Source organism: Sphingomonas caeni (genome assembly GCF_026013415.1).
Classification (GTDB): Bacteria; Pseudomonadota; Alphaproteobacteria; order Sphingomonadales; family Sphingomonadaceae; genus Sphingomonas; species Sphingomonas caeni.
Map to the genome: position 1 here is coordinate 1 of NZ_JAPDOK010000007.1, position 24792 is coordinate 24792.

Sequence of the window (24792 nt, forward strand, 5' to 3'; positions counted from 1 at the left end):
CGCCATGCGCGCCGACAAAACCGATCAGAGCTTCAAAGCTTGCATCTATCTCGCCGCAGCCGTCATCAACTCACGATCAATCTCAACAGGCCCTAGCATAGCGAAAGCCTGGCTTGGCACAGCCCTGCCTCGACTTGGCTCGACACTCCGGACCAGACTGCTAAAGCCGCACCCGCAATGAACGCCCCCAACTCCTATCGCGCCCAGCCTGACGAGCGCGGGCATTTCGGCCAGTTCGGCGGCCGCTTCGTCGCCGAGACGCTGATGCCGCTGATCCTCGATCTCGAGCGCGAATATCGCGCGGCCAAGGCCGATCCGGCGTTCAAGGCCGAGTTCGACGACCTGATGGAGCATTATGTCGGCCGCCCCAGCCCGCTCTATTTCGCCGAGCGGCTGACCGAGCATTACGGGGGGGCGAAAATCTATTTCAAGCGCGAGGAACTGAACCACACCGGCGCGCACAAGATCAACAATTGTATCGGCCAGATCCTGCTCGCCAGGCGGATGGGCAAGACGCGGATCATCGCCGAGACCGGCGCCGGCCAGCACGGCGTCGCCACCGCGACCGTCGCGGCACGCTTCGGGCTGCCTTGCACCGTCTTCATGGGCGCGGTCGATGTCGCGCGCCAGCAGCCCAATGTGTTCCGGATGAAGCTGCTCGGCGCCGAGGTCACCCCCGTCACCAGCGGCGCGCAGACGCTCAAGGATGCGATGAACGAGGCGCTGCGCGACTGGGTCGCGAACGTCCACGACACCTTCTACATCATCGGCACCGCCGCGGGCCCGCACCCCTATCCCGAGCTGGTCCGCGATTTCCAGAGCGTGATCGGCACCGAGGCGCGCGCGCAGATCCTCAAGGCCCAGGGCCGCCTGCCCGACCTGCTGATCGCCGCGGTGGGCGGCGGATCGAACGCGATCGGGCTGTTCCACCCCTTCCTCGACGATCCCGACGTGGCGATGCTCGGCATCGAAGCCGCGGGGCACGGGATCGAGACCGGCCAGCACGCCGCGAGCCTCAATGGCGGCGTCCCGGGCATCCTCCACGGCAACCGCACCTACCTCCTCCAGGACGAGGACGGCCAGATCACCGAGGCGCATTCGATCTCGGCGGGGCTCGACTATCCCGGGATCGGGCCGGAGCATAGCTGGCTGCACGAGAGCGGGCGGGTGGATTATCTGCCGATCACCGACCAGCAGGCGCTCGACGCCTTCCAGCTCTGCTGCAAGCTCGAGGGGATCATTCCGGCGCTCGAAAGCTCGCACGCGCTCGCAGCTTTGGAGACCAAGGCACGGGAAATGAGTCAGGATCAGATCATTGTGGTGAATGTATCCGGGCGCGGGGACAAGGATATCTTCACCGTGGCGGAAGCGCTGGGGGTGAAGCTGTGACAAGGGGCGTAAGATGACCCGCCTCGCCGCCGCCTTCGCCAAAGGCCCCGCGCTCGTCACCTTCGTCACCGCCGGCGATGGCCCCACCGCCGCCGTGCTCGACGCACTGGTCGCGGGCGGGGCGGATGTGATCGAGCTCGGCATGCCCTTCACCGATCCGATGGCCGATGGCCCCGCGATCCAGGCCGCGAACCTCCGCAGCCTCGGCAAGGGCACCCGCACCGCCGACGTGTTCAACCTCGCCCGCGGTTTTCGCCAGCGCCATCCGGAGACGCCGCTCGTCCTGATGGGCTATGCCAATCCGATGACCGTGCGCGGCCCCGAATGGTTCGCCTCCGCCTGCGCCGAGGCGGGCGTCGACGGGGTGATCTGCGTCGATATCCCCGCCGAGGAGGATGACAGTCTCGGCGAAGCCCTGCGCGCCGCCGGGGTCGCCAATATCCGCCTCGCCACCCCCACCACCGACACCGCGCGCCTGCCCGCGGTGCTCGAAGGGGCGAGCGGCTTCCTCTATTATGTCTCGGTCGCCGGGATCACCGGCCTCCAGCAGGCCGCGCAGGACAGCATCGAAAGCGCGGTCGCCCGGCTCAAGCGCGCCACTACGCTCCCCGTCGCGGTCGGTTTCGGCGTGCGCACCCCCGACCAGGCCGCCGCGATCGCCCGTGTCGCGGACGGTGTCGTGGTCGGATCGGCAATCGTCGAACTGGTCGGCCGGCACGGCGAGGATGCGCCGGAACCCGTCCGCGCCTATATCCATTCGCTCAAGACGGCGATCGCCGCCGCCAAGGAAGTCGCATGACCTGGATCTCGAGAGTCCGAAATGCCCTCGCTTATGTCACCAAGCGCGAGACGCCAGACAATCTCTGGCACAAGTGCAAGGGTTGCGGGACAATGGTTTTCGTCAAGGAGCTCGAAGAGAATCTGAGTGTCTGCCCGACCTGCGACTATCATGAGCGGATCGGCCCCGCCGAGCGGTTCGAGCATCTGTTCGATCCCGGCTACACCGTTCTCGCCAGCCCGAAAGTGGCCGAGGACCCGCTCAAGTTCCGCGATTCGAAGCGCTATGTCGATCGCCTGCGCACCGCGCGCACCGAGACCGGCGAGCCCGACGCGTTCATCAACGCCAGCGGCAATATCCTCGGCCGCCACGCGGTGATCGGGGTGCAGGATTTCGCCTTCATGGGCGGATCGATGGGCCAGGCGGTGGGCGAGGCGTTCATCGCCGGGGTCGAGGCCGCGATCGGCGCGCGCGCGCCCTATATCGTCTTCACCGCTTCGGGCGGCGCGCGGATGCAGGAGGGCATCCTGTCGCTGATGCAGATGCCGCGCACCACCGTGGCGATCGAGATGCTCCACGATGCGGGGCTCCCCTATATCGTGGTGCTGACCGACCCGACCTCGGGTGGCGTCATGGCGGCGTATGCGATGCTGGGCGACGTCCAGATCGCCGAGCCCCGCGCCACCCTGGCCTTTACCGGCCGCCGCGTGATCGAGAACACGATCCGCGAGAAGCTGCCCGACGATTTCCAGACGAGCGAATATTATCTCGATCACGGGCTGGTCGACATGGTGACGCACCGCAAGGACCTGCGCGAGACGCTGGGGCAGCTGATCGGGTTGCTCTGCGAGGGGAAGAAGGCGGCGTAGCACCCGAAAGTGCCCGACCACGCTACCTCTTCCTCCCCCCCGGTCCAGCGCCAGCTCGACCGGTTGACCGCGCTCTCCCCCGGCGCCGATATCCTCGGTCTCGAGCGGATCACCGCGCTGCTCGCCCGCATCGGCGACCCGCACCTGAGCCTCCCCCCGGTGCTCCATGTCGCCGGGACCAACGGCAAGGGATCGACCTGCGCCTTCCTGCGCGCGGCGATCGAGGCGGCGGGCTTGCGCGCTCATGTCTATTCGAGCCCACACCTCGTCCGGTTCAACGAGCGTATCCGCCTGGCGGGGCATCTCATCGAGGATGCCATGCTGGCGCCGCTGCTCGAAGAGGTGCTCGATGCGGGCGGCGATATCGGGGCGAGCTTCTTCGAGGTCACCACCGCCGCCGCCTTTCTCGCCTTCTCGCGCACGCCCGCTAATGCCTGTGTGATCGAGGTGGGGCTCGGCGGGCGGCTCGATGCGACGAACGTCCTCCCGCGCCCCGCCGCGACCGGGATCGCCCAGCTCGGGATCGACCATCAGAGCTTCCTCGGCGATACCCTGCTCGAGATTGCGGGCGAGAAAGCCGGGATCGCCAAGCCCGGCGTGCCGCTGGTCACGATGCGCTACGCCGGGGATATCGCCGCGCGGGTCGCGCAGGTTGCCCGGGAGGCGGGGGCGCCGCTGCTGATGGAAGGCGATGGCTGGCACTGGTCCGCGGCGGACGGCCAGCTCCGCTATGCCGATGCCCGGGGGGAGATCGAAACGCCCCTCCCCGCGCTCGCCGGGCCGCATCAGCCGGCCAATCTCGCGCTGGCGATCGCGCTGCTGCGGGCGCAGTCGGCGCTGACCATTCCCGACGACGCCCTTTCGACCGCCGCCGGCAACGCCCGCTGGCCCGCGCGGATGCAGCCTCTCGCGCCCGGCCCGCTCGCCGCGCTCGCTCCCGCCCCGGTCTGGCTCGACGGCGGTCACAACCCCGCCGCCGCCGCCGCAGTCACCGAAACGCTGCGCCAGGTCGCGCCCAAAGGCCCGCGCTACCTGATCCTGGGCATGCTCGCCAACAAGGATCCGCACGGCCTGCTCGCCCCGCTCGCGCCGCTGCTGTCGGGAATCACCGCGGTCCCGGTGCCGGGTCACGAGCATCATGCCCCGGCGGCGCTCGCACGGATCGGGCAGGCGCTGGGCCTTGAAGCCACCACCGCCGGCGATGTCCCGCAGGCGCTCGCCGCGCTTCCCGCCGGCACCGGCGCAGTCCTGATCCTCGGCTCACTCTATCTCGCGGGCACCGTGCTCGAAGCGAACCGGCAACTGCCCGATTAGGGTCCGGGCTCGATTTGCGCAGGAGGCTGGGCCGTCCCAGCATGTGAAAGTTGACACTAGCTTCACACTATCGCGCATGTCTTGCGCCGCGCAGTTCCCGGGGGAAAAGGCCTGGTTCACCAGGTGCGGATCGACAGGGCCAAAGAGCGGGCGGAGCGACCGGCTGCGCGAGCCAAGCAGGCGAAATCCTACATTGCAAGGGCTTGGGGAGCGGACTCTACGAACCACGCCCTGCAAAGCCCAGACGCGAATGGAGTCCAGAGCCTCAAGCGCTGTCCCCTCGTAACCCTGGGCTCCTGATTTCGCAGGATCGCAAATCGGGTCAGGGCTTGGCCGGCGTCGCATCCGGCGGGTTGGTCGCGGCGACGACGCTGGCCGGCGGGCCCTTGTCGATCACGGCGGCGAGCAGGGTCGCGTCGTTGCACGGGCTGGTGCCGCAGATCGTGCGGATGCGCGCCAGATTGCCCTTGGCCTTCTCGACCGCGCCCTTCTGGACCATCGCCTCGCCCTGGCCGCGCAGCGCCGCGACATCGTTGGGCTCGAGCGCCAAAGCCTCGGTATAAAGGCGGATCGCGCGGCCATAGAGCCCGCGCGCCCGGGCGATCTCGGCCAGGCCGATGAACGCGGCGCGGTTGCGCGGATCGACCGCGAGCGCGGTTTCGAGCGAGTCGATCGCGCCGTCGAAATTGCCCGACGCCTTCTGCGTCAGCCCCTGCTGGACCAGCGCGACCGATTTGGGATCGATCTGATCGTCGGGCCGCTGGGCCATCAGGCCGGTGGAAACGGTCAGCAGCATGAGCGCTGCGGCGGCCGAGACAGCAAAAACTCGCATCAACATCTCCGGGGCTTGGACTCGCGGGGCTATCATGGCCGCCGCATCCTTGCGACAAAAAATCCATCCGTCGAGTGGGACAACGGGGTCAACCGAATGCCGGGGCCGCGCGCGGTGCCCGCGCCCAGCGCGAGCGGCTCGGCGGTCCAGCCCGGATGGCGCTCCAGAAAGGCCAAAGCCTGCCCAGCCCCCTCGGCATCGAGCACCGAGCAGACGACATGGACCAGCACGCCGCCGGGACGGACCAGGCCTGCCGCCAGATCGAGGATCGCCTTTTGCGTCGCGACCAGCTTGGCGAGCCGATCGGGCGTCAGCCGCCAGCGTGCCTCGGGATTGCGGCGCCAGGTACCCGTTCCCGAACAGGGGGCATCGACGAAGACGATATCGGCGCGGCCGGTCTGGTCCGCGAGCTGGTGCGCCTCCTGGCCTGGATTGAGCAGGCGTGTCTCGGCAATGCTCACCCCGGCGCGTGCGGCGCGTTCGGGGAGCCGCTGGAGGCGGTCGCGGACGATGTCGCAGGCCAGAAGCTGCCCGACATTGCCCATCGCGGCGGCAAGCGCGAGCGTCTTGCCACCCGCCCCGGCGCACAGATCGACGACGCGGTGGCCGCGCTCGGCCCGGGCCGCGAGGGTGACGAGCTGGCTGCCCGCATCCTGCACTTCGATCTCGCCCTGATTATAGGCGGGGAGATTGTCGATCCGGGTATCGGACGGCAGGCGCAGCGCATCGGGGACGAAATCGAGCCGCTCGGCATCGGGAATTTCGGCGGCGAGCTGGGCGGGATCGGCCTTGAGGCGGTTGACGCGCAGATCGAGCGGGGCGCGGGCGAGCAGGGCCGCCTGGTCCGCCGCGCCAATCTCCGAGGCGCGGAGCGGCTTGACCAGCCAATGGGGCACATAGCCGGGCCGCGCGATCGGCTCGCCGGGATCGATCGCGGCGGGGCCATAGGGCGAGCCGTCGAACGCCTCGGCCAGCCCGGGCCGCTCCGCCACGAGCGCGAGCATCGCCGCGCGGCCGCTCCCGGGCCGTTCGCCGAGCAGCCGGACCGCGTCATAGACCAGCTCACGGATCGCGCGGCGGTCCTTCGACCCGGCATAGCGGCGCGCGGCGAACCATCGGGCGATCAGCGTGTCGGCCGCCGCGCCATTATCGCGGGCGGCGCCGATGATCTGGTCGAGCAGCTCGATGGCAGCCTGGGTGCGCGCGGCGGGGGTCATGGCGCGGCGTAGAGCAGAGGAACTCCTACATGGGAAGAGCGTCGCACCAGCCACCTCCGGGGCTTTTCAAATTCGATATTTCGGCTATCGTCGAATACTCGAATCGATGGAGATGCCCATGAAGCGCCTGCACATGCATATCAGCGTGCCCGACCTCGACCAGGCCATCGGCTTCTATTCCACGCTGTTCGACGCGCCGCCCTCGGTGACCAAGCCCGATTATGCGAAGTGGATGCTCGACGATCCGCGTGTGAACCTCGCCATCTCGGCGCGGGCACGCGCGCCGGGGATCGATCATGTCGGCGTGCAGGTCGACAGCACCGAGGAGCTCGCCGAACTGGCGACACGGCTCAAGGCCGCGGGATCGGAGACCTTCGACCAGCAGGCCACGACCTGCTGCTACGCCAAATCCGACAAGTCCTGGGTCACCGACACCGCCGGCGTGCGTTGGGAGACCTTCTTCACGCATGGCGAAGCCACTTCCTATGGCGAGGACGAAGCGATTCCGCAGCCCGCCGCCAAGGCGTGCTGCTGATGCAGCTGCCAACCGCGGTAGAGGCGCTGTCCGCGCTCGCGCATGCCAGCCGTCTTGCCGTGTTCCGCCTGCTGGTCCGTGCCGGGGCGGAAGGCGTGGCGGCGGGCGACATCGCGCGCGAGGTCGGGGCGCTGCCCAACACGCTGTCGACGCATCTGACGATCCTGGGCTATGCGGGGCTGATCCAGTCGCGGCGCAAGGGGCGTTCGATCATCTATTCGGCCGATTATGAGCGAATGCGCGACCTACTGGGCTTCCTTGTCGCCGATTGCTGCGCCGGGCGACCCGAGATCTGCGGATCGCTGGGCGAATTCGCGGCCGATACCGGGTGTTGCGCCCAATGACGCTATCGCGCCGCCTCGCCGCCGAATTCGCCGGGACGGCGATGCTGCTCGCGATTGTCGTCGGCTCGGGGATCATGGGCGAGCGCCTGGCGAGCGGCAACGACGCGATCGCGCTGCTGGGCAATACGATCGCGACCGGCGCGGGGTTGATCGTGCTGATCCAGATGTTCGGCCCGGTATCGGGGGCGCATTTCAACCCGGCGGTGACGCTGGTCTTCCTCGCGAAGCGCGAAATGCCACCGCGTGCCGCCATGCCGTACATCGCCGTCCAGTTCGCAGGCGCGATCCTCGGCGTGTGGCTGGCGCACGCGATGTTCGCCGAGCCGGTCCTGCAGCTGTCGCACAAGGCGCGCGACGGCTTGGCGCAGGGTCTGGCGGAGGGCATCGCGACCTTCGGGCTGATCGGGACGATCCTGGGTGTCCGGCGCGCCCGGCCCGACTTCGTCCCCGTCGCGGTGGGGCTTTACATCACCGCCGCCTATTGGTTCACCGCCTCGACCTCGTTCGCCAACCCGGCGGTGACGGTCGCGCGGAGCCTATCCGACACCTTCGCCGGGATCGCGCCGGCCTCGGTCCCGGTCTTCGTCGCGGGGCAGCTGGCGGGAACGGTCGCCGCGCTCGGTTTCTTCGGATGGCTGTTGAAAGAGGAGCCCCCGTCATGACCCAGGCCTTTCCGGTCACCATCTATCACAATCCCGCCTGTGGCACCTCGCGCAACACGCTGGCGATGATCGAGGCGGCCGGGTACGCGCCGAGGGTCGTCGACTATCTGACGGCCGGCTGGACGCGGCCGCTTCTCGAGGAATTGCTGGCGGATATGGGTGCTGCCCCGCGCGATATCCTGCGCGAGAAAGGCACGCCCGCAGCCGAACTGGGCCTGCTCGATCCCGAGGCGGGCGACGAGGCGATCCTCGAGGCGATGCTGAAGCATCCGGTGCTGGTGAACCGGCCGATCGTGGTCACGCCAAAGGGCACGAAGCTCTGCCGGCCCTCCGAGGCGGTGTTGGCACTGCTGGATCGGGTTCCGGCCGAATTCACCAAGGAAGACGGCGAAATCGTCCGGCCATAGCCGAGGGCCAATTGTCTAAGTTGGCTCCATCGATATGATCCCCTGCGACACGCCATCAGGGGACCCGCCATGGACGCCAGCCGCCGCGATTTCACGTTGATGGCGGGGGCGGCGCTTGCTGCGGGCGCGGCCAAGGCCGCGGGGACATCCCCTTCCTCCGCCCGCGCGCCCTATCCCGCCGACGCCTGGCACCAGCGGATGAAGCGGATCGTGCATGTCAATTTCAACGAGCGCGATCCGGAAGGGTTCGATGTCGCGGCATGGGCGGACTATCTCGCTTCGTGCAAGGCGCAGATGACGTACCTCAGCGGCACCAACGTCGTCGCTTTCTATCCGACCGCTCTCCCCGATCTGCCGGTGAGCGCGTGGCTGAACGGGCGGGACCTGTTCGGGGAATGCGTCAAGGCCGCCAAGGCGCGCGGGATCCGGGTGATGGCGCGGTTCAGCATCGATATCGCCAAGAGCGCGCTCGCCGAGAAGCATCCGGCCTGGTTCTGCCGGACCGAGGACGGCGCGCTGGTGCGGCGATCGCTGGTGGGGGCGCCGGACGATCCCTCGGCTTCGTCGGAGTTCGCGCCGACCTGCCAGTTCAGCGACTATATGACCGATTTCGTGCCGCGGCTGTGGAACGAGGTGTTGGCGCGCTATCCGGTCGATGGCATCTACACCAATGGCTGGCCGAGCGCCGATGCGGTGATCTGCTACTGCTCCGAATGCCGCAAGATCGGCGATCCCAAGTCGCGCACCTATCAGGAAGCATTCCTGAAGCGCGCGGTCGAGCTGTGGCGGGGATATGAAGCGCTGGTGGCGAAGGCCAACCCGGCCCTGATCTTCACCGGCAATCTGGGGGGCGGGTTTCGCGGAGGGAATCTCGATCTTTCGGCGCTGGCGGCGACGGCGCCCTGGTTCATGGCGGACAATCAGGGGCGCGGCGGCATGGGCGCGCCGGCCTGGGACGCGAGCCAGCAGACGCGGATCGGCAAGGCGATCGTCGGCGACCGGCCGGTGACCAACATCACCGCGGGCTATGAGATTTCGGGGGATATCCGCTGGCGCAACGTGACGGGGAACCGGGCGGAGGTGCTGTCGCGGATGCACCAGACGCTCGCGGCCGGCGGCGTGGTCCATTATCACTGGCTGGGGTTCCAGCAGGGGTTCCACGAGGACCGGCGCTGGCAGAAGGTGGGGCGCGAGCTGCTAGCGTGGCAGGCGGAGCACGACAGGCATTTCCACAATCTCCGCTCGATCGCGAACGTGGCGCTGGTGGTGTCGCAGCGGACCAACCGGCTCGACCAGGCGCCGGCGGGGACCGATCCGCTCGATGCGTTGCAGGGCATGTACCAGCTGCTGACCGAAGCGCGGATCGCGTTCGACGTGATCATGGAGACCGACCTGCGCGCCGAGGTGCTGGCGAAGTACAAGCTGCTGGTACTGCCCAATATCGCGCTGATGAGCGATGGCGAGGCGCGCGCGGTTGCTGCGTTCGCGGCCGGCGGCGGATCGGTGCTCGCGACCTTCGAGACCGGGCTGTACGATGAAAAGGGCGGCGAGCGGTCGGAATTTGCGCTGGCCGGCCTGTTCGGGATGCGGCGGATCGGGCGGCGCGAAAGCTATGGGCGCGGGCGGACAGATGCGCGCGTCCCCTTCCCCGGATCGGCGGCGGTGCAGCGGATCGAGGTGCGGCACCCGATCGTCGCCGGGTTCGAGGACGCGGGCTGGATCCAGGGATCGAGCTGCCGCGTGCCGATCGCGGTGGAGGGTGCGCAGATCCTGACGCATGTCGCGCAATATCCCTGGTATCCGACCGAAGGCGTCTATAGCCGGCAGCCGCATACCGCCTTTCCGACGGTCGCGGTGCACGAATGGCCGGGCGGCGGGCGGCAGGTCTATTTCGCCGGGGATGTCGAGGCGGGTTACTGGCGCTCGGGCGCGGGGGACCAGGGCGATCTGGTGCTGAACGCCCTGCGCTGGCAGCTGGGCGACAGCGCGCCGATCAGTGTGCAGGGCGACGGGCTGATCGAGACCTATGGCTGGGAGAGCGAGGCGGGCTATGCGCTCCACCTGGTCAACCACACGCAGCCGGGCTTCCGAGCAACCGCGTCGCGCGGCGCGGTTCCGCTGGGGGCGCAACGGGTGCGGATGGTGCTGGCGGACGCGCGGCCGGTGAAGGCGACGCTGCTGCGGTCGGGCAAGCCGCTGACGGTCAAGCAGCGGGGTTCGACGGTGCGCCTCATCGTGCAGGGGCTGAGCGACTATGAGGTGGTGGCGCTCGAGCGGAGCTAGCACACACATCGCCTAGCAATAAGGATATTGCTGCAAAACGATATCCACCTTATCGTTATACGATAATGATTCGGGAGATTCGCTTTGCCCGCCGCTCAACCTGCTGCGCTCGCTCTGTCGCGTGCGTTCCTCTGGATCCTGATCGGGTTCAACCTGTTCGCGGGGGTGCTGATCGTCCTCGCCTTGCCCGGCAGCTTCGTTTTCGAGCCGGTCTTCCATGATTTCTTCGCCAAGCAGCCGTCCGTGCGTGGCGGGATGCTGATCCCGGTGCTGCGCCTGTGGATGCTGTTCGCGGCGGTGACGGTCGCGGCGGTGCATGTGATGCTGATGCGGGTGCTGGCGATCATCGAGACGGTGCGCGCAGGCGATCCGTTCGTGCCCGAGAATGCGGTGCGGCTGAAGACGATCGCCTGGTGCCTGCTCGGGCTGCAGCTGCTCCATCTGGTCTCCGGGGTGATGGCGCGGCTGATGAATGCGGCGGGATCGCATATCGACTGGCAATGGGCCGGCCTGTCGGGCTGGCTGGCGGTGGTGCTGGTATTCGTGCTCGCACGGGTCTTCGAGGAAGGCACGCGCATCCGCGCCGATCTGGGGGCGATGATCTGATGGCGATCGTCGTGACCCTGGACAACATGCTCTACGCACGGCGCATGACCCTGACCGAGCTTGCGGGGAAGGTGGGGATCACCCTCGCCAACCTGTCGATCCTCAAGACCGGCAAGGCGCGCGGCATCCGCTTCGAGACGCTCGAGGCGATCTGCGAGGCGCTCGAATGCCAGCCGGGCGATCTGCTGCGGTACGCGCCGGGGGAGGACGGAGCGTGATCCTGTGGATCCATATCGCAGGCGGGCTGATCGCGCTGGTCTGCGGAGCGCTGGCCGTGTCGGTGCGCAAGGGCGGGCGTTGGCACGCGCTGGCGGGGACGGGCTTCTTCGCGGCGATGATGGTGTTGGGTGTGACCGTCGCGATCCTCGAACCGTATCGGAACCCGCCCGGGTCGCCGGTAAGCGGGGCGCTCGTCTGCTATTTCATCCTGACGTCGTGGGTCGCGGCGCGGCGGCGCGACGGGATGACGGGCTGGTTCGAGAAACTGGCCTGCGCCGCCGCGCTGCTGACCGCCGGGGCGATGTTCTGGGGAGCCGCCAGCGGAGTCGCGAAAACGCCTGTCGGTCCGGGACCCGTCTATGCGATGGGCGGCTTCTGCCTGCTGGCCGGGCTGCTCGATCTCAACGCGATCCTGCGCGCGCCGCTGAGCACGAAGCAGCGCATCTCGCGTCACCTTTGGCGGATGTGCTTCGCCTTCTTCATCGCGACCGGATCGTTCTTCATTGGCCAGCAGGGCGTGATGCCCGCGGTGGTGCGCGGATCCCCTGTCCTGTTCGCGCTGGGCTTTGCGCCGCTCGGGCTGATGGTCTTCTGGTTGGCGCGCGTGCGATTCAGTCGCACCTTCGCGCTTAGATCAGCCGGCGGACGGCCATACGCGCGACCGCCTGTGCCCGGTTGACGGCGCCCAATTTACGCCGCGCGTTATCGATGTGGAACCGCGCGGTCGATTGCGACACGCCAAGGATGACGCCGATCTCCCAGTCGGTCTTGCCATCGGCAACATAGCGCAGGGCATCGTGCTCGCGGACGCTTAGCGTCACGTCTTCACGGGCCGGAGGTTCGGCGAGGTCGATCAGGCGTTCGGTCAGAACCAGCCCCGCGCGCTGGATCGCCTCCGCCTCGCCCTTCACAAAATCACGATGGGTCACGCCGAGATGCAGCGAGGCAATCTTGCCGCCCGCGCCATAGGAGGTCGCGCACAGCGCTTCCGCCATTCCGGCTTCGGACATGGCTTCCCAATATTCGCCGAAGGCCCGATCCTCCTGCGGCGCAAAGTCGCCGAACCGGTATCGCGTGCGGCTTTCGCGGATCGCGGCAAGCAAGGGATTCTTCTCGAAACAGATATAGTTGAACGCCGCGCTGCCCGCCCAATCGGGTGGTGCGATCCGGCTGACAAGGCCGCCCGCCGCCCAATGCGTCGCGGAGGTCAGCGGCACGCCCGGGCGGCGATAGACGCGGGTTTGAAGATAGCTTGCGCCGGCCGCGCGCGCCGCGTGCAGGAAGCCCGCGCTGATCTCGGCCGGCGACCCTTCGGCGAGCGCTGCCTCTATCATGCCGTTGGCGATGGCGGACGAAGGACTCACGCGCTTGTCCCGAATGATTGCGGCGCGGCGAAGTGTATCCGTGGCGCACACCCGATTCAAGCAAAGACCACGCCGTCAACTCTCAAATCCGTGAGTGGTCACGCCACGGCCGCTTCGGCAGTTTCCCGCCTCAAACAGGTTCAAAGACGGAGGCGTTATGGTGCGGCTGTTCGGTGCTTCGGTTCTCCTTGTCCTCGCGACCCCGGCTTTCGCACAAGAGCAGGAAGTGGAAGACTGGTCGGGTCCCTATATTTCGGTCTCCGCAGCCGGTGACAGCCAGCAGGTCACGACTTCCAGCACCGATTCCGTGAACCAGGTCACCAACCTGATCGTGCCCGGGCGCGGACTCGTCGTCGTCCCCGGGACCAGTGTCGCAACGTCGGGCTCGGATACCGAAACGGGCTTTTCCGGGGGCGCGGCCTTTGGTTGGCTCGGCCAGTCGGGAGGTTTTGTCTATGGCGTCGAACTGGGCGGCAATTTTGGCCAATCATCGAGCGGGACATCGAGCACGGCCTCGTTGCCCGTTACAGTCCTGACGCCCGTTTCGACCGTGGTCGCAACGCGCACGGTCAAGAAGGACTATGACTGGTCCGCCCGGCTGCGGCTCGGCTTCGCCACCGGCAAGGCATTGCTCTACGCGAGCGGTGGCGTTGCGGGCACGCGAGCGCAGCTGACCGCGATCGACACCTATACCGATCCCGGCGGACCCGCTGCTCCCTGCACGGCGCCCTGCACCGTCGCCAATTTCGGTCCTTATGGCCCCGCAGTCGCCACCAGCACAGCCAGGAACAGTTTCATTGGCTGGACCGCGGGCGCCGGGATCGACTACCGGCTGGCCGGGAGTTTCAGCATCGGAATCGATTATCGTCACAGTAATTTCGGCGCCAAGACCCTTGCGCTGGGCGCGGCAACGCCCGTCAATAGCGGCGCGACGATCACCGACGGCAGCGGCAACCATCCGCCCGCCAACACGGGTGCGGTCCCGGGGAGCACCCGAGTGGATCTACGCGACGAACGGCTTGCGTTTACGCTGTCATTCCACTTCTGAAGGCGCGCCGATGAGCGGCGGCGGAGGGAACGCCGCCGTCTTTCAGCGGGTTGGGTAGTTTGGCGCTTCCCGCGTGATCGTCACGTCATGGACATGGCTTTCGCGCAGCCCGGCATTGGTGATGCGGACGAAGCGAGCCTTGCGCTGAAGCTCTTCGATCGTCTTCGCGCCGGTATAACCCATTGCCGCCTTCACGCCGCCGACCAGCTGGTGGATCACTTCGCGTGCGGGGCCCTTGAACGGGACCTGACCCTCGATGCCCTCGGGCACCAGCTTTAGCTGGTCCTTGATATCCTGCTGGAAATAACGGTCGGCCGAACCGCGCGCCATCGCGCCGACCGAGCCCATGCCACGGTACGATTTATAGGCGCGGCCCTGATAGAGGAAGGTCTCGCCCGGCGCTTCCTCGGTGCCCGCCAGCAGCGAGCCGATCATCGCGCTGCCGGCGCCCGCCGCGAGCGCCTTGGCGATGTCACCCGACGTGCGGATGCCGCCATCGGCGATGACGGGGACGCCCGACTTCGCCGCTTCGTTCGCGGCCTCCATCACCGCGGTGAGCTGGGGAACGCCGACGCCGGCGACCACGCGTGTGGTGCAGATCGAACCGGGGCCGATCCCGACCTTGAGCCCGTCCGCGCCCGCACCGATCAGCGCCCTGGCGGCCTCGGCGGTGGCGATGTTGCCGGCGATCACCTGGACGCGGTTCGACAGCTTCTTGACGCGCTCGACCGCGCGGCTGACCTCGACATTATGGCCGTGCGCGGTGTCGATCACAATCAGGTCGCACTCGGCATCGACCAGCGCCTCGGTGCGCGCGAAACCCTTGTCGCCCACGGTGGTGGCGGCGGCGACGCACAGGCGGCCCGCCTCGTCCTTGGTGGCATGGGGGTAGTTCACCGCCTTCTCGATATCCTTGACGGTGATCAGCCCGATGCAGCGATAGGCGTCATCGACCACCAGCAGCTTTTCGATGCGGCGCTGATGGAGCAGGCGGCGCGCGTCCTCCTTGCCGACATCGGCCGAAACCGTGGCAAGATTCTCGTGCGTCATCAGCTCGGAGACGGGCTGGTCGGGATTGCCCGCGAAGCGGACGTCCCGGTTGGTGAGGATCCCCACCAGCTTGCCGCCGGATTCGACCACGGGAATGCCGCTGATCCGGTGATGCTCCATCAGCGCGCGCGCTTCGGCCAGCGTTCCGGTGGGCGCGATCGTGATCGGATTGACCACCATCCCGCTCTCGAACCGCTTGACCTGGCGGACCGCCTCGACCTGCTGCTCGATATCGAGATTGCGGTGGAGCACACCGATGCCGCCGAGCTGCGCCATCACGATCGCCATCGCATCCTCGGTGACGGTATCCATCGCCGAGGAGAGGATCGGGATGTTGAGCGCGAGGCCGCGGGTGACGCGCGTCCGCGTATCGGCCTGGCTGGGCAGAACCTCCGATTCCCCCGGCAACAGGAGAACATCGTCGAAGGTAAGGCCGAGGGGGATATCCATGGGGCGCGCCAAGTCCTGAGTCGGAAGTTGGCGGCCCATGTAAACGCGGGTTCTGGAATGCGCTAGGGGGTCAGGCGCGAACCACGCGCGGACAGAGTGCGGCCTTCTCGGCGGCGATCTGCGCGTGCATGATCGCGCGCATCTTCGCCGAAGCGCGGCGATAGCCTTCCCAGTCCGCGGCGACCTCTCGAATGTTCCAGGCGCCGATATGCGCGTTGGAAGCGGCACGTGCCTCGAGGCTGCTCGCATGGACGGCACGCAGCCGCTCGGCTTGGTCGCCCGTCACGTGATCGGCCAGCGACAGGCACATCTGCTCGACGAGCCTGCGCCGCTCGCCGCTGACCCGCGAGAGGCGGTAGCGGAGGCGCGACAGCTCGGATTCGTCGCACGAAGGACGCGCGGTCAGCGCCTCCATCTCGGCAAGCGCCGCGAGCAATTCGTCGTGCAGGGTCCGCAAATCAGCCATAAGTCATAATAACTTGGCGGATGTTCAAAACGTTAACATGCATCTCCGGGTTAGCCCCGGTGACAGGCTCAACCCCCTGCCCGGTCCAGCATCGGCAACAAGGTCTTGCGGTCCGCGGCGATCAGGTCGCGCATCGACTGGCGCATCGGCGCCGCGGTGCGGACATAACCGGGCCAGTCGGCGACGAGCTGGCGCAGGCCCCAGGCGCCGATATGCGCCGTCGAGGCCTTGAGCTGGGCGGCGTTGAGGTCGCGCAACCCGCGGAGCGTCTCCGCATCGGCGGGCGCCGCGGTCTTGTTCAGATAGTTGCAGGCCATGTCGAACATGGCGCGGCGCTTGCCGCTGGCCTTGCTCAGGCGGGCGCGGGCCGAGGCCACGGCGGACTGGTTGGGCTCGCTTTCCTGGGTCAGCTGGTCGAGTTCGCCGATGGCGGCGAGCAGTTCCTCATGGATCGCGTTGAACTCAGCTCGCATCCTGCTTCCCGTCCAGTCTGTCGAGCAACGCGCGCGCCTGCTCGACATGCATCGATTCGATCATCCGGCCGCGGAAACGCTCGGCGCCGCCAGTAGCTGCCTCGATCAGCGCGCGCGCCTCTTCGACCTCCTCCGAATTGGGCCCGAAAGCCTGCGCGGCGATCGGGATCTGGTTGGGATGGATCAGCGACTTGCCGTCGAAGCCGAGCCAGCGGCCATGACGGCATTCGGAGGCGAGGCCCTTGGCATCCTCGAGCGCATTGAACACGCCGTCGATCGCCCAGATGCCCGCGGCGCGCGCGGCCAGCACGATCGTCTGGAGCGAGAGGCTGAGCCCTTCGCGGCCCGAGGGAATGTGGAGCGTTGCGCGCAGATCGTTGGAGCCGGCGATCAGGCCTTCGACGTCGGGCACATCCGCAATGGCGGCGGCATTCAGGACGCCGCGCGGGGTTTCGATCATCGCGAGGAGCGGCTTGCCGAGCGCCCGGGCCACCCGCGCCGCCTCACCGGCGCTTTCGGCCTTGGGGAGGACGGCATAGTCGCAGGCCGAGCCCGCGACCGCGGCGACATCCGCCGCATGCTCGTCCGAGTCGATGGCGTTGAGGCGGATCGCGCAGAGCCGGTCGCCGAAACCCTGTGCGGCAGCCGCCACCGCGGCGACGCGCGCCACGCTCTTGTCTTCGCCGCGGACGGCATCCTCGAGGTCGAGGATCACCATGTCGATACCGAGTCCTCGCGCCTTCTCGATGGCGCGCGGGTTCGAGGCCGGAAGGAAGAGAAGCGTACGCGGCGCCGGTCGGTTCAGCGTGTTCATCGCCGCTCTCTATGCTAGCAAAGGCCAGTTTTTGCGAGGGGACTCGGAATGGACATGCTGATGGTGGCGGGGCTCGGGCTCGTCGTGGTGCTGCTCTACCTCTTCTCGAGTGTGAAGGTCGTCACCCAAGGCTATCATTACACGATCGAATATTTCGGCCGCTTCACCGCAGTCGCCCAGCCGGGCCTCAATTTCTATCCCGCCTTTTTCTATCGCGTCGGCCGCAAGGTGAACATGATGGAGCAGGTGATCGACATCCCCGGGCAGGAGATCATCACCAAGGACAATGCGATGATCTCCACCGATGGCGTGGTGTTCTTCCAGGTGCTCGACGCAGCCAAGGCAGCCTATGAGGTGAGCGACCTCTATGTTGCGCTGCTCCAGCTGACGACCACCAACCTGCGCACCGTGATGGGATCGATGGACCTCGACGAGACGCTGTCGAAGCGCGACGAGATCAATGCGCGGCTGCTCAACGTCGTCGACCACGCGACGACCCCGTGGGGGGTGAAGATCACCCGCGTCGAGATCAAGGACATCCGCCCGCCCGCCGACATCGTCAACGCGATGGGCCGGCAGATGAAGGCCGAGCGCGAGAAGCGCGCCAACATTCTCGAGGCAGAGGGCACGCGGGCGTCGGAAATCCTGCGCGCCGAGGGGCAGAAACAGTCCAAGATCCTCGAGGCCGAGGGCCGCCGCGAGGCTGCCTTCCGCGATGCCGAAGCGCGCGAGCGTTCTGCGGAAGCGGAAGCCAAGGCGACCGAGGCAGTCTCGGACGCGATCGCCAAGGGTTCGGCGACCGCGATCAACTATTTCGTCGCGCAGAAATATGTCGAGGCGATCAGCAAGTTCGCAACCTCGCCCAATGCCAAGACGATCCTGTTCCCGGTCGAGGCGACCGCGCTGATCGGGACGCTGGGCGGGATCGGCGAGCTCGCGAAGGAAGCGCTGGGCGGCGGCGGCACGCCGCCCGCGCCACCCACACCGCGCCCCGCGCGGCCTTCGGTGCCGCTCTCGCCGGGAGGCCAGGGATGAGCTGGGAGGATATTCTCGCGCAGCCGGGGCTGGCCTGGCTGGGACTGGCAGCGCTACTGGCGATCATCGAGCTGCTGATCCCGGGTATCTTCCTCGTCTTCATCGCGGCGGGTGCGGCGGTGACGGGCGCGATCGCGCTGCTGGTGCCGCTGCCGCTCGTCGTCGAGATCGCGATCTTCGCACTGGCATCGGCCGCCTCGGTCGCGATCGGGCGTCGCTGGTATGCGCGCAACCCGGTGGAGAGCAGCGATCCCCTGCTCAACGACCGCGTCGCGCGGCTGATCGGGCAGGTGGTGACCGTCGCCGAGCCGATCGTCGCGGGCCAGGGCCGGGTGCGCGTCGGCGACAGCGAGTGGACCGCGCGGGGGGCGGATGCGCCTGCAGGGGCACATGTGCGGATCACCGGTGCGAACGGCAACACGCTCGAGGTGGAGCCCGCGGGCTGATTTTTCCGGAGACCGACCGAATGCATACCAATCGCCGCGACCTGCTGATCGGAGCGGGCGCTACCGCCGCGCTTTCGGCGCTCCCTGCCCGCGCCTTCGCCGCGCCGACCGAGGAGGCCCGGGCGCAGGCGATGATCGACCGCGTGGCCGAGCAGTTGCTGCGCGACGGGCCCGAGGGCGCGACGTCGCTCGGAATCGACAAGGACAAGCGCGCCAAGCTCAAATACCGGCTGAGCGACAAGTCGATGAAGGGGCAGCAGGCGGTCGCGGCGCATCTGACCAAGTCGGTGGCGGAGCTCGGCACGCTCGATACCAACCAGCTCAGCCACACGATGCGCGTCAATGTCGATGTGGTGAAGACCGCGTTCGAGTCCGCCCTCAAGGGGTTCAGGTTCGGCTATGGCGACGTCGCTGTCGGCAGCTGGCGGAATTCGCCCTATGTGGTGATCCAGAATGTCGGCGCGTTTCTCGATACGCCGCAACTGCTCGAGACCGACCACCGGATCGAGAATCGCGACGATGGCGAGGCCTATATCGACCGGCTGGCGGCCTATGCCGGTCAACTCGACGGCGAGACGCAACGGCTGAAGATCGCGGCCGGAAAAGGCGTTATCGCGCCCGATTTCCTGCTCGACAAATGCCTGAAGCAATTGAAGCTCGCCCGCAGCGGCGAGATTGCCGGTTGGGGGCTGGTGACCTCGGTCGCAAACCGCACCGCGGGGATGAAGGGCGATTTCGGCCAGCGCGCCTTCGATATCTGCAGCCAGGTGATCGCGCCCGCGCTCGACCGCCAACTCGGCGAGCTGGAGAAGCATCGCGCCAGGGCGACGAGCGATGCGGGCGTGTGGAAATTCCCCGATGGCGACGCCTATTACGCCTGGGCGCTGAGCGCGGGCACCACCACGACGCGCAGCCCCGAGGAAGTGCACCAGCAGGGGCTGCACGAGCTGGCCGAGCTGCAGGCGCGGATGGACGTGATCCTGCGCAAGGAAGGCTTTACCAGCGGCACGGTGGGCGAGCGGATGACCGCGCTGGGCAAGGATCCGCGCTTCATGTTCCCGGACAATGACGCCGGCCGCGCCGAGATCATGGCGTTCCTGCGCGCGCGCATCGACGATATCCGCAGCCGCATGCCGCAGGCGTTCCACACGCTGGTGAAGGGCAATGTCGAGGTGAAGCGCATGTCGCCCGAGGCCGAGCCGGGCGCGCCGGGCGCCTATGGCGGGCCCGGATCGATCGACGGGACGATCCCCGGCAAATTCTGGATTAACCTGCGCACCACCGACCTGCACCGGCGCTTCAGCCTGCCCGACCTCGCCTATCACGAGGCGATCCCCGGGCATGTGTGGCAGGGCGAATATACGTTCAAGCTGCCGCTGGTGCGCTCGCTCCTCCAGTTCAACGCCTATTCGGAAGGTTGGGCGCTCTACGCGCAGCAGCTGGCGGACGAACTGGCGGTGTACGACGCCAATCCGGTCGAGCGGCTCGGCTATCTCCAGGGCATCGCGTTCCGCGCGTGCCGGCTGGTGGTCGATACCGGGCTCCACGCCAAGCGCTGGACGCGGCAACAGGCGATCGAATGGTTCGCGACGACCAACGGATCGGGGGTCGAGGAAGTGACCAGCGAGGTCGACCGCTATTGCTCATGGCCGGGCCAGGCGTGCGGCTACAAGGTCGGCCATACCGAGATCAATCGCCTCCGCGACAAGACCAAGGCCGCGCTGGGCGACCGCTACGACTTCCGCGCGTTCAACGATGCGGTGGTGCTCGGCGGCAATGTGCCGATGACCGTGCTGGGTAGGGTCATCGACGCGCATATTGCGGAACGGAAGGGATAATCCGCAAGGGCCGATAGCCGTCATCCCGGCCTTCGCCGGGATGACGCACTTGGACTCACACCTTGCGCGAGCAGACGTGCTTCAGGATCGTGCCCGCGATCGACGCCGGATCGACGGGCTGCGGGGTCGATTCCTCCGGGGTCCAGTCGAAATGCTTCGGGGCGGTATTGTCGGCGTCCCAGACGTCGGCGGCCTTGATCTGATAGGTGTTGCCGCGGCAATCATAGGCAGCGAGGATGCGGACCTCGCGGTGCTTCGCCTCGCTGTCCTGGCGATGATCCCAGCGCTCGACGCCGACGATCAGATTGCCCTCGCGGTGCAGGGATCCATTGTCGACATAGATGACCGCGCCCGTATCGGTGGAGGTGATGCGCGCCCAATCCTCGGCCATGGCGGCGAAGGCCGGGGTCGCGAACAGGGTCAGGGCGGCGAACAGTGCGGTACGCATGGGTCTTGCCTTTCTCAATCTCGGGTTGAAGCCGTTTCTAGCCGCAGGCCTGCGCGAAAATGCTGGCGCTGATCGTATCCGGCCGGACCGCCTCGACGGGCGATTCGCTGTCGGAGAAGGTCATCTCCTGCTTCGCGCCGCCGCCCGCCGGGGTGACGGTCGCGGACTTCACCTGGCGAGTGTGCGCGGCGCAATTATACGCGGTGCGCACGCGCATCTCGCTGTAGCGGGCGTCGTTCGTGCCCGAATAATCGTGCCGCTCGGTGGCGATGACGGTGTCGCCGTTCCGCTCGAGCCCATCCTTGTCGATATAGATGGCGACCCCGTTGGGCGCGGTGGTGACGAGCACCCAATTCTCCGCAGTGGCGGCAGAGACGGGCGCGGCGAGCGCGAGGAGCGCGGCCAGGATCATCGCTTATTTCTTCCCGAACAGGCCCGCGGCCATGCCGGCGACGTCGTCGAGCGGATTGCCGTCGCCATCGGCGTCGAGCATCCCGGCATATTTGGCCAGCGCGCCCTCGCCGCCGATATGGCCGATCAGCTCCTGGATCTTGTCGAGCGGAAGCCCGGTATGCGCCGCAGCGCCCTCGGCGGTATCGCCCTGCATCGGGTGGAACTTGGCGAGCGCGGCGACCGCCGACTCGACATGCTCCGGCGACAGGCCAACCTTCGCGGCGAGGTTCGCCACGTCAGCGTTTCCAGTCACCTGGCCGAGAATGCCGTCGAGAATGCCCATGAAAACCTCCTACGCGTGAACCCTGCGCGGGGAGGCTAGCATGGAACTAGCGCGCCAGAAACGCCTCAACCGACGAAAGCCCTTCGGCGCTCGCCACCGCCAGATCGATCGGGCGGCCGCCGAGCGTATCGTCATGCGTGTTCAGGAACAGCTTCACGGCGGCGAAGTCCTTGAACCGCTCATAGGCCAGCGATGCCGCCTTACCCTGCCGCGCGGCGGCGGCGGGATCGAGGCGGACCGCGCTGAATGGGCGGCGGAAGCGCTTGTAGCCGGGTTTTTCGGGTGTGGCCTCGGCCACGGCTGCGGTTTCTTCGGTCATCGCCGTCCTCCCTTGCGCTGGGCAAAGCCGCTGCTGGCAACACGCTCGCGATAGACGAGGCGGGCCTTGTCGAGATCATAGGGCGACATCTCGACCTGAACGCGGTCGCCCGCGAGCGTGCGGATGCGGAAACGCCGCATCTTGCCGGCGGTATAGGCGATGACGCGATGATCATTCTCGAGGCAGACGCGGAAGCGGCCATCGGGCAGCACTTCCTCGACGAGGCCGTCGAGGGTCATGAGTTCTTCTTTCGCCATGCGTCAGGCGGCCTGTTCGGCGACGACGCCCGCACCGAGCTCCAGCTGGAGCGTGCGGATGCGATCGCCATAACCCTCCGCAAGCACGCGATGCGAATAGCGCGAACTGGTGCAGGTCGCCGCATCGGCACGCATCAGCGACACCTGTTGCCGGTGCATGAGATAGTTGAGGTCCATACAAGGCTCCCGGGAGTGTAAGCGGGAGCGCATTTGGTCTCTCAGCCGCCGGCGCCTACGAAGGATTTGCCGCGCGATGACGGGTATATAGGGTGCGGGGGCCGAAATAGCCACCCGCACCCCCAAATCAGGGCAAAAGCGCCAGGTCTGGCGGAACGAAGCCCATCCGTGCGGGGACCGAGAAGAGCAGCTCCTTCGAATAGAAGCCGAGCGGCCATTCGCGCTTGCCCATAGGCGAGAGGAGCAGCGCGTTGACCTGTTCCTTGAGCCCGGTCTCGCCGGTCTGGCGGAGGAACAGGCGGACGCCCGCGACATAGGCGTGGGTGATCGTGTCGTGATAGCCCTGGGTCTCGTCATTCACCCCGCCGACGCTCTCGTTGAAGCGCGAGATGATGCCTGCGATCTGGCGGTCGACATCCAGGTCGGGGCGGCGGGTGAGCAGATAGAGGCACGAGGCGAGATGCGCCTCATGCGTCCATTCGGGGCGCGCGAGACTGCACGCGAGCAGGCCTTCGCCGAGATGCTCGATCTCGGCGTCGGTCGTGAAGAGGCGGGGCGAATAGTCGGTCATCGATCGGGCTTTCTTCGAAGGCCCGGTCGATGCCGGGCCGATTATGCGGGTTCGGAGGTCCTTGGCGCCGCCTGGCGCACACCTTCGTCGACATGCTCGGCGAACTGGGCGAAGTTGGCCACGAACTGATCGACCAGATTGGCCGCGGTCGCGTCATATTCCGCCGGGTTCGCCCAGGTTTGTCGCGGATCGAGGATCGCGGTGTCGACGCCGGGAGCGCTCATGGGGACCATGAATCCGAAATTGGGGTCCTTGCGGTAATCGACAGTATCGAGGCCGCCGTCCAGCGCCGCGTTGAGCAGGGCGCGGGTCGCCTTGATCGGCATGCGCTTGCCGACGCCATATTTGCCGCCGGTCCAGCCGGTGTTGACCAGCCAGCATTTCACCCCGCCCCGCGCGATCCGTTCCTTGAGCAGATTGCCATAGACCGACGGGTGGCGCGGCATGAAGGGGGCGCCGAAGCAGGTCGAGAAGGTGGCCGATGGCTCGGTCACGCCGATCTCGGTGCCGGCTACCCGGGCTGTGTAACCCGACAGAAAATGATACATCGCCTGTTCGGGCGTGAGCTTCGCGATCGGCGGGAGCACGCCATAGGCGTCCGCGGTCAGGAAGATGATGTTCTTGGGAACCGGCCCAAGATTCTTCTCGCTCGTATTCGGGATGAACTCGAGCGGATAGGAGCCGCGGCTGTTCTCGGCGAGACTGTTATCGTTGAAATCGAGTTCGCGCGCCTCGTTCATCACGACATTTTCGAGCACGGTGCCGAAGCGCTTCGAGGTGGCGAAGATCTCGGGCTCGGCCTCGGCCGACAGGTTGATCATCTTGGCGTAGCAGCCGCCCTCGAAATTGAAGACCGCCGTGTCCGACCAGCCATGCTCGTCGTCGCCGATCAGCGTGCGGCTGGCGTCGGCCGAGAGCGTGGTCTTGCCGGTGCCGGAGAGGCCGAAGAACACCGCGGTGTCGCCATTCGGGCCGATATTGGCCGAGCAGTGCATCGGCATGATCCCGTCGACCGGCAGCAGGTAGTTGAGCAGGCCGAACACGCTCTTCTTCATCTCGCCGGCATAGGCGGTGCCGCCGATCAGGATCAGCTTCTCGGTGAAATTGACCGCGATCACCGTCTCGCCGCGGGTGCCGTGGCGCTCAGGGTCGGCGCGGAAGCTCGGCAGGTCGATGATCGTGTATTCGGGGACGAATCCGGCCAGCTCGGCCGCTTCGGGGCGGACGAGCATCGTACGGATGAAGAGATTGTGCCACGCCAGCTCGTTGATCACGCGCACCTGGACGCGGTGCTCGGGCTGCGAGCCGCCGAACAGGTCCTGGACGAACAGCGTGTCGCGCTGGGCGACCTCGGCGAGGAAATCGGCCTTGAGCGCGGCGAAATGCGCAGGCGTCATGCCGATATTGGTGGTGCCCCACCAGATCGTGTCCTCGGTGGTGGTGTCGCGGACGATGAACTTGTCCTTGGCCGAGCGGCCGGTGTGCTTGCCGGTGGCGACGACCAGCGGGCCATTCTTGGCAAGCCTGCCCTCGCCGCGGCGCACGGCATGCTCGACCAATGGCGCGGTGATCAGGTTCCAATGGATCTGGGCCACGGTCGCGATGCCCTGGGCATCGAGACCGTGGCGAGGCACGCGCTCGGTCACTTGGTGATTCTCCTTCGTCGCCCGAAGCTCTGGACCGGGCGCGCTCCAATGATGGGCGCCGCAAGCATCCCCGCGCCAAGCGAGTCAACACGGGCAACGTTGTCACCCGTTAGGTAACCGGTGGCATCGCATTGAAGGGGCTCGAAAATTCGGGCCGCTCCGGCCCTTCCGGCCACGAAACGACCGCTTATGGGGCGCT

Annotated in this window: 31 protein-coding genes; 16 read left to right on the plus strand and 15 right to left on the minus strand. The window is 67.2% G+C overall.

Annotated features, from left to right (window positions below; genetic code table 11):
• Nucleotides 1–177: 177 nt before the first annotated feature.
• The 4 genes from trpB to OF829_RS15880 are packed head-to-tail and all read left to right on the plus strand — an operon-like array spanning nucleotide 178 to nucleotide 4350.
• Nucleotides 178–1389 carry a tryptophan synthase subunit beta gene (trpB, locus tag OF829_RS15865; protein WP_264941095.1) on the plus strand — a complete coding sequence of 404 codons (1212 nt, stop codon included), beginning with the start codon at nucleotides 178–180 and terminating at the stop codon, nucleotides 1387–1389.
• Nucleotides 1390–1402: 13 nt separating this feature from the next.
• Nucleotides 1403–2188, plus strand: coding sequence for a tryptophan synthase subunit alpha (gene trpA / locus OF829_RS15870; protein WP_264941096.1), 786 nt, complete (start codon nucleotides 1403–1405; stop codon nucleotides 2186–2188).
• Nucleotides 2185–3036, plus strand: coding sequence for an acetyl-CoA carboxylase, carboxyltransferase subunit beta (gene accD / locus OF829_RS15875; protein ID WP_264941097.1), 852 nt, complete (start codon nucleotides 2185–2187; stop codon nucleotides 3034–3036). Before trpA ends, accD begins: the two co-directional genes overlap by 4 nt.
• A gap of 9 nt (nucleotides 3037–3045) precedes the next feature.
• Entirely contained in the window at nucleotides 3046–4350 is a 1305-nt protein-coding gene (locus OF829_RS15880) for a bifunctional folylpolyglutamate synthase/dihydrofolate synthase (protein ID WP_264941098.1), read from the plus strand.
• Nucleotides 4351–4672: 322 nt separating this feature from the next.
• Here OF829_RS15880 and OF829_RS15885 read toward each other — a convergent pair whose 3' ends face one another.
• Both OF829_RS15885 and OF829_RS15890 read right to left on the minus strand, forming a co-directional pair.
• On the minus strand, nucleotides 4673–5182 hold the full coding sequence (locus tag OF829_RS15885) for a tetratricopeptide repeat protein (RefSeq protein ID WP_264941100.1): 510 nt from the start codon (nucleotides 5180–5182) through the stop codon (nucleotides 4673–4675).
• Between the two features lie 32 nt (nucleotides 5183–5214).
• The gene (locus tag OF829_RS15890) at nucleotides 5215–6399 is read right to left on the minus strand and encodes an RsmB/NOP family class I SAM-dependent RNA methyltransferase (RefSeq protein WP_264941101.1); all 1185 of its coding nucleotides are present in this window, start codon (nucleotides 6397–6399) and stop codon (nucleotides 5215–5217) included.
• Nucleotides 6400–6517: 118 nt separating this feature from the next.
• On the opposite strand from OF829_RS15890, the gene OF829_RS15895 reads away from it, so the two are divergent.
• The 8 genes from OF829_RS15895 (at nucleotide 6518) to OF829_RS15930 (ending at nucleotide 12134) form a co-directional block, all read left to right on the plus strand.
• Complete coding sequence (locus OF829_RS15895; RefSeq protein WP_264941102.1) at nucleotides 6518–6934, plus strand: ArsI/CadI family heavy metal resistance metalloenzyme; 417 nt, start codon at nucleotides 6518–6520, stop codon at nucleotides 6932–6934.
• Entirely contained in the window at nucleotides 6934–7278 is a 345-nt protein-coding gene (locus OF829_RS15900) for an ArsR/SmtB family transcription factor (RefSeq protein ID WP_264941103.1), read from the plus strand. The genes OF829_RS15895 and OF829_RS15900 overlap by 1 nt, the downstream gene beginning before the upstream one ends.
• A complete protein-coding gene (locus OF829_RS15905; protein WP_319951560.1) occupies nucleotides 7275–7940 on the plus strand; it encodes an MIP/aquaporin family protein in 666 nt (221 codons plus the stop codon). The genes OF829_RS15900 and OF829_RS15905 overlap by 4 nt, the downstream gene beginning before the upstream one ends.
• Nucleotides 7937–8347, plus strand: coding sequence for an arsenate reductase (glutaredoxin) (arsC, locus tag OF829_RS15910; RefSeq protein WP_264941104.1), 411 nt, complete (start codon nucleotides 7937–7939; stop codon nucleotides 8345–8347). The genes OF829_RS15905 and arsC overlap by 4 nt, the downstream gene beginning before the upstream one ends.
• A 69-nt stretch (nucleotides 8348–8416) precedes the next feature.
• Complete coding sequence (locus tag OF829_RS15915; protein ID WP_264941105.1) at nucleotides 8417–10630, plus strand: alpha-amylase family protein; 2214 nt, start codon at nucleotides 8417–8419, stop codon at nucleotides 10628–10630.
• Between the two features lie 84 nt (nucleotides 10631–10714).
• Complete coding sequence (locus OF829_RS15920; protein ID WP_264941106.1) at nucleotides 10715–11236, plus strand: DUF2975 domain-containing protein; 522 nt, start codon at nucleotides 10715–10717, stop codon at nucleotides 11234–11236.
• Nucleotides 11236–11454, plus strand: coding sequence for a helix-turn-helix domain-containing protein (locus tag OF829_RS15925; RefSeq protein ID WP_264941107.1), 219 nt, complete (start codon nucleotides 11236–11238; stop codon nucleotides 11452–11454). The genes OF829_RS15920 and OF829_RS15925 overlap by 1 nt, the downstream gene beginning before the upstream one ends.
• Entirely contained in the window at nucleotides 11451–12134 is a 684-nt protein-coding gene (locus OF829_RS15930) for a DUF2306 domain-containing protein (protein ID WP_264941108.1), read from the plus strand. Before OF829_RS15925 ends, OF829_RS15930 begins: the two co-directional genes overlap by 4 nt.
• On the opposite strand, the gene OF829_RS15935 is transcribed toward OF829_RS15930, so the two are convergent.
• Nucleotides 12085–12789 (minus strand): helix-turn-helix transcriptional regulator, encoded by a 705-nt coding sequence (locus OF829_RS15935; RefSeq protein WP_264941109.1) that lies wholly within the window; start codon nucleotides 12787–12789, stop codon nucleotides 12085–12087. The genes OF829_RS15930 and OF829_RS15935 overlap by 50 nt on opposite strands.
• A 187-nt stretch (nucleotides 12790–12976) precedes the next feature.
• Between OF829_RS15935 and OF829_RS15940 the strand changes: the two genes are divergently transcribed.
• Nucleotides 12977–13867: an outer membrane protein gene (locus OF829_RS15940; protein WP_264941110.1), complete on the plus strand. Its 891-nt coding sequence runs from the start codon at nucleotides 12977–12979 to the stop codon at nucleotides 13865–13867.
• Between the two features lie 42 nt (nucleotides 13868–13909).
• On the opposite strand, the gene guaB is transcribed toward OF829_RS15940, so the two are convergent.
• The 4 genes from guaB to OF829_RS15960 all read right to left on the minus strand — a co-directional run bounded on the left by guaB (nucleotide 13910) and on the right by OF829_RS15960 (nucleotide 17120).
• Nucleotides 13910–15367 carry an IMP dehydrogenase gene (gene guaB, locus OF829_RS15945; protein WP_264941111.1) on the minus strand — a complete coding sequence of 486 codons (1458 nt, stop codon included), beginning with the start codon at nucleotides 15365–15367 and terminating at the stop codon, nucleotides 13910–13912.
• Nucleotides 15368–15437: 70 nt separating this feature from the next.
• Nucleotides 15438–15833, minus strand: coding sequence for a hypothetical protein (locus OF829_RS15950; RefSeq protein WP_264941112.1), 396 nt, complete (start codon nucleotides 15831–15833; stop codon nucleotides 15438–15440).
• Between the two features lie 68 nt (nucleotides 15834–15901).
• A complete protein-coding gene (locus OF829_RS15955; protein ID WP_264941113.1) occupies nucleotides 15902–16306 on the minus strand; it encodes a hypothetical protein in 405 nt (134 codons plus the stop codon).
• Nucleotides 16296–17120, minus strand: a complete 825-nt coding sequence (locus OF829_RS15960) for an HpcH/HpaI aldolase/citrate lyase family protein (RefSeq protein WP_264941114.1) — start codon at nucleotides 17118–17120, stop codon at nucleotides 16296–16298. Before OF829_RS15960 ends, OF829_RS15955 begins: the two co-directional genes overlap by 11 nt.
• A gap of 54 nt (nucleotides 17121–17174) precedes the next feature.
• On the opposite strand from OF829_RS15960, the gene OF829_RS15965 reads away from it, so the two are divergent.
• From OF829_RS15965 to OF829_RS15975, 3 genes are read left to right on the plus strand one after another with little or no spacing between them, the layout of a single operon-like run.
• Complete coding sequence (locus OF829_RS15965; protein ID WP_264941286.1) at nucleotides 17175–18155, plus strand: SPFH domain-containing protein; 981 nt, start codon at nucleotides 17175–17177, stop codon at nucleotides 18153–18155.
• Entirely contained in the window at nucleotides 18152–18601 is a 450-nt protein-coding gene (locus OF829_RS15970; protein ID WP_264941115.1) for an NfeD family protein, read from the plus strand. Before OF829_RS15965 ends, OF829_RS15970 begins: the two co-directional genes overlap by 4 nt.
• Nucleotides 18602–18621: 20 nt before the next feature.
• On the plus strand, nucleotides 18622–20439 hold the full coding sequence (locus tag OF829_RS15975; RefSeq protein WP_264941116.1) for a DUF885 domain-containing protein: 1818 nt from the start codon (nucleotides 18622–18624) through the stop codon (nucleotides 20437–20439).
• 55 nt (nucleotides 20440–20494) lie between these two features.
• On the opposite strand, the gene OF829_RS15980 is transcribed toward OF829_RS15975, so the two are convergent.
• The 8 genes from OF829_RS15980 to OF829_RS16015 all read right to left on the minus strand — a co-directional run bounded on the left by OF829_RS15980 (nucleotide 20495) and on the right by OF829_RS16015 (nucleotide 24593).
• Nucleotides 20495–20887, minus strand: a complete 393-nt coding sequence (locus OF829_RS15980) for a surface-adhesin E family protein (protein ID WP_264941117.1) — start codon at nucleotides 20885–20887, stop codon at nucleotides 20495–20497.
• 37 nt (nucleotides 20888–20924) lie between these two features.
• Complete coding sequence (locus OF829_RS15985) at nucleotides 20925–21299, minus strand: surface-adhesin E family protein (protein WP_264941118.1); 375 nt, start codon at nucleotides 21297–21299, stop codon at nucleotides 20925–20927.
• A 3-nt stretch (nucleotides 21300–21302) separates the two neighbouring features.
• Nucleotides 21303–21623 (minus strand): hypothetical protein, encoded by a 321-nt coding sequence (locus tag OF829_RS15990; protein WP_264941119.1) that lies wholly within the window; start codon nucleotides 21621–21623, stop codon nucleotides 21303–21305.
• 46 nt (nucleotides 21624–21669) lie between these two features.
• Nucleotides 21670–21942, minus strand: coding sequence for a hypothetical protein (locus tag OF829_RS15995; protein ID WP_264941120.1), 273 nt, complete (start codon nucleotides 21940–21942; stop codon nucleotides 21670–21672).
• Nucleotides 21939–22199, minus strand: coding sequence for a translation initiation factor IF-1 (infA, locus tag OF829_RS16000; RefSeq protein ID WP_264941121.1), 261 nt, complete (start codon nucleotides 22197–22199; stop codon nucleotides 21939–21941). The genes OF829_RS15995 and infA overlap by 4 nt, the downstream gene beginning before the upstream one ends.
• A gap of 3 nt (nucleotides 22200–22202) precedes the next feature.
• A complete protein-coding gene (locus OF829_RS16005) occupies nucleotides 22203–22376 on the minus strand; it encodes a hypothetical protein (protein ID WP_264941122.1) in 174 nt (57 codons plus the stop codon).
• A gap of 127 nt (nucleotides 22377–22503) precedes the next feature.
• Nucleotides 22504–22947 (minus strand): hypothetical protein, encoded by a 444-nt coding sequence (locus OF829_RS16010; RefSeq protein ID WP_264941123.1) that lies wholly within the window; start codon nucleotides 22945–22947, stop codon nucleotides 22504–22506.
• Between the two features lie 41 nt (nucleotides 22948–22988).
• Complete coding sequence (locus OF829_RS16015; RefSeq protein WP_264941124.1) at nucleotides 22989–24593, minus strand: phosphoenolpyruvate carboxykinase; 1605 nt, start codon at nucleotides 24591–24593, stop codon at nucleotides 22989–22991.
• Nucleotides 24594–24792: the final 199 nt, after the last annotated feature.